This is a genomic window from Caenibacillus caldisaponilyticus, from assembly GCF_002003465.1.
Lineage (GTDB): Bacteria > Bacillota > Bacilli > Bacillales > Sporolactobacillaceae > Caenibacillus > Caenibacillus caldisaponilyticus.
The window spans coordinates 1-2,343 of sequence record NZ_BDDQ01000125.1 but is presented as its reverse complement, the minus strand read 5'-3'; the positions used below and the strand labels follow the sequence as shown (position 1 = coordinate 2,343).

Annotated in this window: 2 protein-coding genes; both read left to right on the top strand. The window is 48.0% G+C overall.

What is annotated here, in order from left to right:
- A partial coding sequence (locus CCB157_RS16705; protein WP_143287133.1) for a DUF817 family protein occupies nucleotides 1-308 on the top strand: 308 nt, incomplete at its 5' end.
- A gap of 562 nt (nucleotides 309-870) precedes the next feature.
- Nucleotides 871-2,106 carry an IS256 family transposase gene (locus CCB157_RS16700; RefSeq protein ID WP_077616928.1) on the top strand — a complete coding sequence of 412 codons (1,236 nt, stop codon included), beginning with the start codon at nucleotides 871-873 and terminating at the stop codon, nucleotides 2,104-2,106.
- Nucleotides 2,107-2,343 lie beyond the last annotated feature (237 nt).

Genomic DNA, 2,343 nt, shown 5'->3' with positions numbered 1-2,343 from the left:
ACCATTATTGGATGGACGTTCGTTGGTGGTTATCCGGACTTGTATTTATCGTCTTTTGGCAATCATGGGTCACATTCGAGGTGGATGGAACTCGTTACCGTATGCCACTCGCACTTTCTTTTGTGCTCATCGGATTTTTCATATGGATAGCCGAAAATATCGCAACGTTCTTTGGAGCTTGGGAATATCCATACCAAACCGATGCATGGAGTCTCGTTCATCCAGGAAAGGTGAGTTCATGGTTCTTATTAGTGATTGTTAGCTTTCTTATCGTAGCGACGTTAAAGCAGGTTAAGGGAAAAATGTAACCGTCAAGTACTTTTAAACCATTTTCGCTAAATAACTTTGAACACGATTTGCCCAAAATGGTCTGGCGGTACTTTAATCGATAGCTATCGCCGATTATCAGATAGTAGGCGTCGTTCTTCTATAATAAAAGCTCACTAAATTAGGTTTGATTTCATGCCTGATCACCTGTTGGCTTCTTCGTTTTTAGAGGTGATACAGGAGACAGGGCGAGAGGGGAAAGGAAACACGTTTAAGGCGCGTGGCGGTACAAAGTGGATAAAGGAATTGGCGGTTCATTGTCTGTCACCGTCGAAAATCGTAAGGCGATGGATAAGTCCGCAGTAAATGGAATGGAATAGAGACTTCAGAAGGGTCACTTCCACAAGGAGTGGCTTTTTTTTTCGGTGTGATTTGATCGCTTCCCCAAACAACAATTTCTATCGGTACCATGGCTTCTTCTTGGCAACACATAGTTGAGTCCGTAAAATTGTGTAAAAAGGAAATGTAAAAAGAGCCACGTTGCTTTCCCTTTGATAGAATGGACATTGACCAAAACAAAAAACAAAAAGGAGGAAAGCAACTATGGCTCAATACAATATTACAATAAGCGATGAAATCCTGCACGGGTTCTTGTCGCAAGATCAAGGACTGGCCAAACTGTTGGAACAGGTCTTGAATCAAATCCTTGAAGCCCAGTTAACGGATCAACTTGGCGCCGGCCGTTATGAGCGCACAGAGGAGCGAAAAGGCTATCGAAACGGGTCTTATCCCCGGCAATTGACGACTCGGGTGGGACGGTTGACCTTGCGCGTGCCGCGGACAAGGGATGGGGAGTTTTCCACTGAACTCTTTCAACGTTATCAACGGAGCGAACAAGCTCTGGTACTGGCCCTCATGGAAATGGTCGTAAACGGAGTGTCTACCCGCAAGATCACCCAAATCACAGAAGAATTGTGCGGGACTTCGTTTTCCAAGTCCACGGTCTCCGCGTTGTGCAAAGGACTGGATCCGATGATCCAAGACTGGAATGACCGTTCCCTTCATGAACATGTGTATCCGTTTGTGCTAGTAGATGCTATTTATACGAAAGTCCGGGAAGATGGACGGGTACGTTCCAGAGCCGTTTTGATCGCCACAGGAGTGAATGAGGAAGGATACCGGGAAATTCTTGGCCTGCAAATCGGAAACAGTGAATCGGAGTCCAGCTGGAGCGAGTTCTTCGGATGGCTGAAAGACCGGGGACTCCGGGGAGTGGACTTGATCATCTCGGATCAACACGGCGGGCTGGTGCAAGCGATTGAAAAGCATTTCCAAGGCGCGACATGGCAGCGATGCCAGACACATTTTATTCGCAATATCCTCGATGCCGCACCAAAGTATATGCAGGATGCCTTGCTTGAGGAGATTCGCGGGATTCTTCACGCCCCCAATAAGCAGGCGGCCCGGCTGTTATTGGAACAAGTGCTGGCCAAATGGGAAGAAAAAGCCCCAAAAGCCATGCAAATCCTCGAAGAGGGATTCGAAGACGCCACCGCCGTATTGGACTATCCGGACCGTTACCGGCGGCGCCTGCGCACGACCAACGGGGTGGAACGGCTGAACGAGGAAATCCGCCGCAGAGAACGGGTGATCCGCATTTTTCCGAACCGGGAATCGGTGTATCGCCTCGTAGGCGCCGTGTTGATCGAAATGGACGAAAAATGGATATCGGGACGCAAATACCTGGATATGTCCGACTATTGGCAGTGGCGGAAAACGAAAGAGTTAGGCGTTCAAACGATGAATCAGGAAGTTTCGGCGATCAAGAAAGTGGGATAATTTCTTCGACGTGTCAAGGAGAACGTGAAATACCTCGGAAGCGAGGAGTTGCCGCGAAAGCGCCTTGACACACCTGTACTTTGACAACAATGATCATTAGTCCGGGAAGGCGACCGGCAGGGAGACTTGCCGGACTTACCTGCCATACGTCAGGTCATCAGGTCCATCTTTCTATCAAAGGGAAATTTACACAATAAAATGGACTTGACCGTTTGGTGGAATTRRAARATGGTCAAA

What these genes read in the sequence shown, in the direction of transcription:
- CCB157_RS16700 (WP_077616928.1), top strand. Translation starts at nt 871, where the DNA reads ATGGCTCAATACAATATTACAATAAGCGATGAAATCCTGCACGGGTTC.